Source organism: Deinococcus pimensis DSM 21231 (assembly GCF_000519345.1).
Lineage (GTDB): Bacteria > Deinococcota > Deinococci > Deinococcales > Deinococcaceae > Deinococcus_A > Deinococcus_A pimensis.
The window spans coordinates 24,717-30,064 of record NZ_KI912627.1; the positions used below are offsets into that span (position 1 = coordinate 24,717).

Consider the following 5,348-nt stretch of genomic DNA (forward strand, 5'->3'; position numbering starts at 1 on the left):
TCGACCGGATCCGCGACATGTTCCGCGACTGGTTCTGACCGTCGGTTCACGAGCGGCAGGGGTGCGTCCCCTGCCGCTCGTCTCATGCGGGGAGCGCACTCACCACGTGGGCCGCGGGACGCGGGAAGATATGGACGTTTGGCCAAGGTGGGACTCACCAACGGCGCGGGCACGTTTCGGCGCGCACGCCGGGCACGAAACGGTTAGACTGTGCGGAGTTCATCAGTCGGCGGGCAGCACGTCCTGACCGTACCTAAGGAGAGAAGATGCAAGCGGCGAAGATTCGCGTGATTGGCTTGGGCGGTGCAGGCAACAACGCCGTGAACCGCATGATCGAGTCCGGCCTGGAGGGCGTGGAGTTCATCGCCGGGAACACGGACGCTCAGGTGCTCGCCAAGAGCCACGCGGAGGTCCGCATCCAGCTGGGTGACCGGCTCACGCGCGGCCTCGGCGCGGGCGCCGACCCCGAGGTGGGCGAGAAGGCCGCCCTGGAGGACCGCGAACGCATCAAGGAGTACCTCGACGGCACCGACATGCTGTTCATCACGGCGGGCATGGGCGGCGGCACCGGCACGGGCTCGGCGCCCGTCGTCGCGGAGGTCGCGCGCGAGCAGGGCATCCTCACCATCGCGATCGTCACGCGGCCGTTCAAGTTCGAGGGGCCCAAGCGCCAGCGCGTCGCGGAGGAAGGCATCGCGAAGCTCGCGGAGCGCGTGGACGGCATGATCGTCGTGAACAACGAGAAGCTCCTCACGGCGGTCGACAAGAAGGTCTCGTTCCGCGAGGCGTTCCTCATCGCGGACCGCGTGCTGTACTACGGCGTGAAGGGCATCAGCGACGTCATCAACGTGGACGGCATGATCAACCTCGACTTCGCCGACGTCCGCAACCTCCTCAGCAACTCCGGTACGGTCCTGATGGGCATCGGCGCGGGACGCGGCGACAAGCTCGCCGAGGAGGCCGCGATGAGCGCCATCCACAGCCCGCTGCTGGAGCGCGGCATCGACGGGGCGCGCCGCATCCTCGTGAACGTCACGGGCGGCTTCGACCTCAGCATGAACGACGCGAACGAGATCGTCGAGAAGGTCCGCGAGGCGACCGGCCTGGAGGACCCCGACATCCTCTTCGGCATCACGCCCGACGAGGACGCCGGGGACGAGGTGCGTGTCACCGTCATCGCGACGGGCTTCAACGAGACGCCCTCTCCCCTGACGGGCCTCGGCATGCCCCGCGCGAGCGGCAACCTGGAGCACATCGTGCGTCCCGTGCGCGGCAAGGTGGACCAGCACGACTACGAGATTCCCGCGTTCCTGCGCTACACGGACCGCGAATAGCGGTCAGCGGTCCGTGAACGTGAAGGGCGTACCCGCGGGTGCGCCCTTCCTGCTGCCGAACCGAAGGCCTTCCCCTGGCGGCCGACCGCTGACCGCTGACCACTTTCGGGTAGACTCCTGTGCGGAGGGCGCCTTGAGCGACGACACGAAGATCATCTACGAGGGGCACATCGTCACCCTCGAAGTGCAAGAGGGCAAGTGGGAGATCGTCCGTCACGCGGACGCCGTCGCGATCCTCGCGGTGCGGGGGGACGGCCGGATGCTGTGCGTGCGTCAGCGGCGCCGCGCGGTGGGCCGCGACACCCTGGAGGTCCCGGCGGGCCTCGTGGACGACGGCGAGACGCCCGAGGCGGCCGCGCGGCGCGAGCTCTCCGAGGAGACGAACCTCACGGGCGACATGACGCTCCTGACGCGCTTCTACTCCTCGCCGGGCTTCTGTGACGAGCACCTGTACGTGTTCCGCGCGGCGAACCTGCGCGACGAGCCCGGCACGCCCGACGACGACGAGGACCTCACGGTGGAGTGGCACGACCCGCGCGAACTGCTCGCCGCGCTGCGCGACGGCCGCGAGTTCGGCTCCTCCACGACCGTCACGGCGGCCCTGCTGGCCGTCACGGACCTCGCGCGGATCGACGCGACGGGCGCGGGGCTCCCGTGAAGACCTACCAGAGCCCGCACGCGCGGCCCGACACGGACACCGTCGTCGCGATCGGCTCGTTCGACGGGGTGCACCTCGGGCATCAGGCGCTGCTGTCGCGGCTGAGGGACCGCGCGCGGGCGGAACGCGTCCCGAGCGTCGTGTACACCTTCGATCCGCCCACGCGGGTGCTGACGCAGGGCGCGCCGTACCTGTCCACCCTGCCGGAGAAGCTCGCGCTGCTCGAACGCTTCGGGGTGGACGAGGTGATCGCGGTGTCGTTCACGCGGGAATTCGCGGGCCGCACGAAGGACGAGTTCCTCGGGGACATCGCGACCCTGAGGCCGCGCGCCATCGTGGTCGGGGAGGACTTCGGGTTCGGCAAGGGCCGCGGCGGGAAGCTCGACGACCTGCGTGAGGTCGCGCCCGAGGTGATCGCCCTGCCGATGTTCCAGCTCACGGGGCAGGACATCAAGTCCACCCGCATCCGCGAACTGCTCGCCGAGGGGGACGTGGAGGGCGCGGCGCGTCTGCTGGGCCGCACGTACGACGCGGTCGGCGTGGTCGTGCCGGGCGATCAGCTGGGGCGCACCATCGGCTACCCCACCGCGAACGTGAAGGTGCCCGCCGGGAAGCTGCTGCCGCCCGGCGTGTTCGGCGTGATCGTGTACGCGGACGGGCGCCGCCTGCTGGGCGTCGCGAACGTCGGGAGCCGCCCCACCGTGAGCGGCACGGACACGCGGCTGGAGGTGCACCTCTTCGACTTCGAAGGGGACCTGTACGGGCAGGAGGTGCAGGTGAAGTTCCGTCACCACCTGCGCGGCGAGAAGAAGTTCGGCGGTCTCGACGAACTGAGGGCGCAGATCAACCTCGACGCGAGCCGGGCGCGCGAACTGCTGACGTAGCGGTCAGCGGTCAGTGCTCAGTCGTCAGGAACACAGGGAGGAAGCGGACGCCACGAGCGTCCGCTTCCTCCTTCACCGGCCGCTGATCACTGATCGCTGATCGCTGACGGCTCCCCTACACGTTCGGTTCGATGAGGCCGTAGTTGCCGTCGCGGCGGCGGTACACGACCGCGCAGGTGTTCGTCGCGGCGTTCATGAACATGTAGAAGTCGTGGTGGAGGGCCTCCATCTGGACGGCCGCGTCCTCGGGCGTCATGGGGCGCATGTCGACGCGCTTGTTGCGCACGATCTCCGGCAGGGTGAGGGTGGAGTCCTCGTCCTCGACGATGTCGTCCGCGACGGGCGCGGCGACCATGCCGCCCTCCTCCGCGACGACGTTGTCGTTGCGGTGACGCAGGTACTTCGTCTTGTACTTGCGCAGCTGCCGCTCCAGCACGTCGGAGACCTTGTCGATGGCGGCGTACATGTCGCTGTGGTGCTCCTCGGCGCGGATGATGCCGTTGGGCACGTTGATCTGCACCTCGACGCGGTTGCGCCGCATGGTGTCGCGCACGTCGCGGACGGTCATCACGACCTTCGCGTCGGTGATCTGGTCGCTGAAGCGCTCGAGCCGCGTGAGCTTCTCGTTCACGTAGTCGCGCAGGGCGTCGGTGACGTCCACGTTGCGGCCGGACAGCTGGTAGATGTGCACGCGATCCTCCTCCACCGAGGGCCGGGGCTGAAGGCCGTTCGGTACATCATTCTATAGCAGCCCTGACGCTCGCCTGACCTTCCCCTGCCCTTGCTGTTTTTGGTGGATGGAGCTCAGGATGGGCTCCTAGGGTGAGGCCATGGACGATACGGTCTCCCTGCGCGCCGTGGCCGCGCACAACAGCATGCGCAAGCTCCTCGACCTCCTCGTGGAGAAGGGCGTGATCTCCCGCGAGGAGGCCTTCCGGGTACTCAGCGAGGGCGCGGACGACGCGCAGAAGAGCCTCCCGGAGATCCAGAACGAGACGCCCGACGCCTAGGAAGCCGTCAGCGGTCAGCCGTCAGCCGTCAGTGGTCCGCCCACTGCTCGCTGACGGCTGACCGCTTCCTTGCTACACTGCGCCCACACACAACGGGAGGTACTTTTGAGCGTACGTGAACTGATGGACCTGACGGGCCGCGTCGCGGTCATTACGGGCGGGTCGCGCGGTCTGGGCCTGCAGATCGCCGAGGCGCTCGGCGAGCAGGGCGCGCGCCTCGCGATCACGGCGAGGAAGGCGAACGAACTCGAAGAGGCCGCCGCCCATCTCGGCGGGCTCGGGTACGAAGTGATGATCGTACCGTCGGACCTCTCGAAGCCCGAGACGGCGCGCGAGATCACGGGGGCCGTGATGGGCCGCTGGGGGCAGGTGGACGTCCTCGTGAACAACGCGGGCGCCACGTGGGGCGCGCCCGCCGAGGAGCACCCGCTCGACGCGTGGCTCAAGGTGATCAACCTCAACCTCACGGGGGCGTTCCTGCTGACGCAGGCGGTGGGCGCGGCCAGCATGATCCCGCGCCGCCGGGGCCGCGTCGTGAACGTCGCGTCCGTGGCGGGCCTGCAGGGCAACCACCCGCGCATGGCGGGGACGCTGGCGTACAACACCAGCAAGGGCGGCCTGGTGAACATGACGCGGGCCCTCGCGAGCGAGTGGGCGCGGTACGACATCACGGTGAACGCCATCGCGCCCGGGTACTTCCCCACGAAGATGACGCGCGGCACGCTCGACTACGCCGAGCAGGCGATCGTGGAGAGCACGCCGCTCGGACGGCTCGGCGGGCCGGAGGACCTCAAGGGCCTCGCGGCGCTCCTCGCGAGCGACGCGGGCGCCTACATCACGGGGCAAGTCGTCGCGGTGGACGGCGGGATCAGCGCGATATGAGCGCGGGCGTCACGGCGGACCGGGTGGCGGCGCTCGCGGCGCGCGCCGGCGAGGAGGTCGGCGTGGGCGCGTGGGTGACGGTCACGCAGGACATGGTGAACACCTTCGCGGACGCCACGGGCGACCACCAGTTCATCCACGTGGATCCCGAGCGGGCCGCGCGCACGCCCTTCGGCGGGCCGGTCGCGCACGGCTTCCTGACGCTCTCGCTGCTGGCGGGCTCGCTGGCGCGCGGGCTGGAGGACGTCATGGACCTCGGCGGGCGGATGCTGGTGAACTACGGCCTCAACCGGGTGCGTTTCGTGACGCCCGTGCGGGTGGGGCGGCGCGTGCGTGCCCGCGCGCGGCTCGTGGAGGCCACGCTGGACCCGTCGGGCGCGTTCGCGCAGGTGACCCTGGCGCAGACGGTGGAGATCGAGGGGGAGGAGCGGCCCGCGCTCGTCGCGGAGATCGTGTTCAGGACGTACGCGTGACCGGGGGCCCGGCGGAGGTGCGGACGGGTCCGGACTTCCCGGAGGACGTGCGCGCGCGGGTCCTGGGAACGCACCCGGACCCCTTCGGGCTGGGCGGGCTGAGCCTC

At 69.8% G+C, this 5,348-nt stretch carries 7 protein-coding genes; 6 read left to right on the forward strand and 1 reads right to left on the reverse strand.

The window, feature by feature from the left end; all coding sequences use genetic code 11:
- Positions 1-266: 266 nt before the first annotated feature.
- The 3 genes from ftsZ (at position 267) to ribF (ending at position 2,876) form a co-directional block, all read left to right on the forward strand.
- The gene (gene ftsZ, locus DEIPI_RS0103340; protein ID WP_027480847.1) at positions 267-1,334 is read left to right on the forward strand and encodes a cell division protein FtsZ; all 1,068 of its coding nucleotides are present in this window, start codon (positions 267-269) and stop codon (positions 1,332-1,334) included.
- Positions 1,335-1,467: 133 nt separating this feature from the next.
- Positions 1,468-1,992, forward strand: coding sequence for an NUDIX hydrolase (locus tag DEIPI_RS0103345; protein ID WP_045233559.1), 525 nt, complete (start codon positions 1,468-1,470; stop codon positions 1,990-1,992).
- On the forward strand, positions 1,989-2,876 hold the full coding sequence (gene ribF / locus DEIPI_RS0103350; protein ID WP_027480849.1) for a riboflavin biosynthesis protein RibF: 888 nt from the start codon (positions 1,989-1,991) through the stop codon (positions 2,874-2,876). Before DEIPI_RS0103345 ends, ribF begins: the two co-directional genes overlap by 4 nt.
- Positions 2,877-2,991: 115 nt before the next feature.
- Here ribF and hpf read toward each other — a convergent pair whose 3' ends face one another.
- Positions 2,992-3,567, reverse strand: coding sequence for a ribosome hibernation-promoting factor, HPF/YfiA family (hpf, locus tag DEIPI_RS0103355; protein WP_027480850.1), 576 nt, complete (start codon positions 3,565-3,567; stop codon positions 2,992-2,994).
- Between the two features lie 139 nt (positions 3,568-3,706).
- On the opposite strand from hpf, the gene DEIPI_RS0103360 reads away from it, so the two are divergent.
- The 3 genes from DEIPI_RS0103360 (at position 3,707) to DEIPI_RS0103370 (ending at position 5,241) form a co-directional block, all read left to right on the forward strand.
- A complete protein-coding gene (locus DEIPI_RS0103360; RefSeq protein ID WP_027480851.1) occupies positions 3,707-3,886 on the forward strand; it encodes a hypothetical protein in 180 nt (59 codons plus the stop codon).
- 105 nt (positions 3,887-3,991) lie between these two features.
- Complete coding sequence (locus tag DEIPI_RS0103365; protein ID WP_027480852.1) at positions 3,992-4,768, forward strand: SDR family oxidoreductase; 777 nt, start codon at positions 3,992-3,994, stop codon at positions 4,766-4,768.
- Positions 4,765-5,241: a MaoC family dehydratase gene (locus tag DEIPI_RS0103370; RefSeq protein ID WP_027480853.1), complete on the forward strand. Its 477-nt coding sequence runs from the start codon at positions 4,765-4,767 to the stop codon at positions 5,239-5,241. The genes DEIPI_RS0103365 and DEIPI_RS0103370 overlap by 4 nt, the downstream gene beginning before the upstream one ends.
- Positions 5,242-5,348: the final 107 nt, after the last annotated feature.

Bases quoted from the DNA above. Each gene is read 5' to 3' on its own strand.
- ftsZ (WP_027480847.1), top strand. From the start codon at position 267: ATGCAAGCGGCGAAGATTCGCGTGATTGGCTTGGGCGGTGCAGGCAAC.
- DEIPI_RS0103360 (WP_027480851.1), top strand. From the start codon at position 3,707: ATGGACGATACGGTCTCCCTGCGCGCCGTGGCCGCGCACAACAGCATG.
- DEIPI_RS0103370 (WP_027480853.1), top strand. From the start codon at position 4,765: ATGAGCGCGGGCGTCACGGCGGACCGGGTGGCGGCGCTCGCGGCGCGC.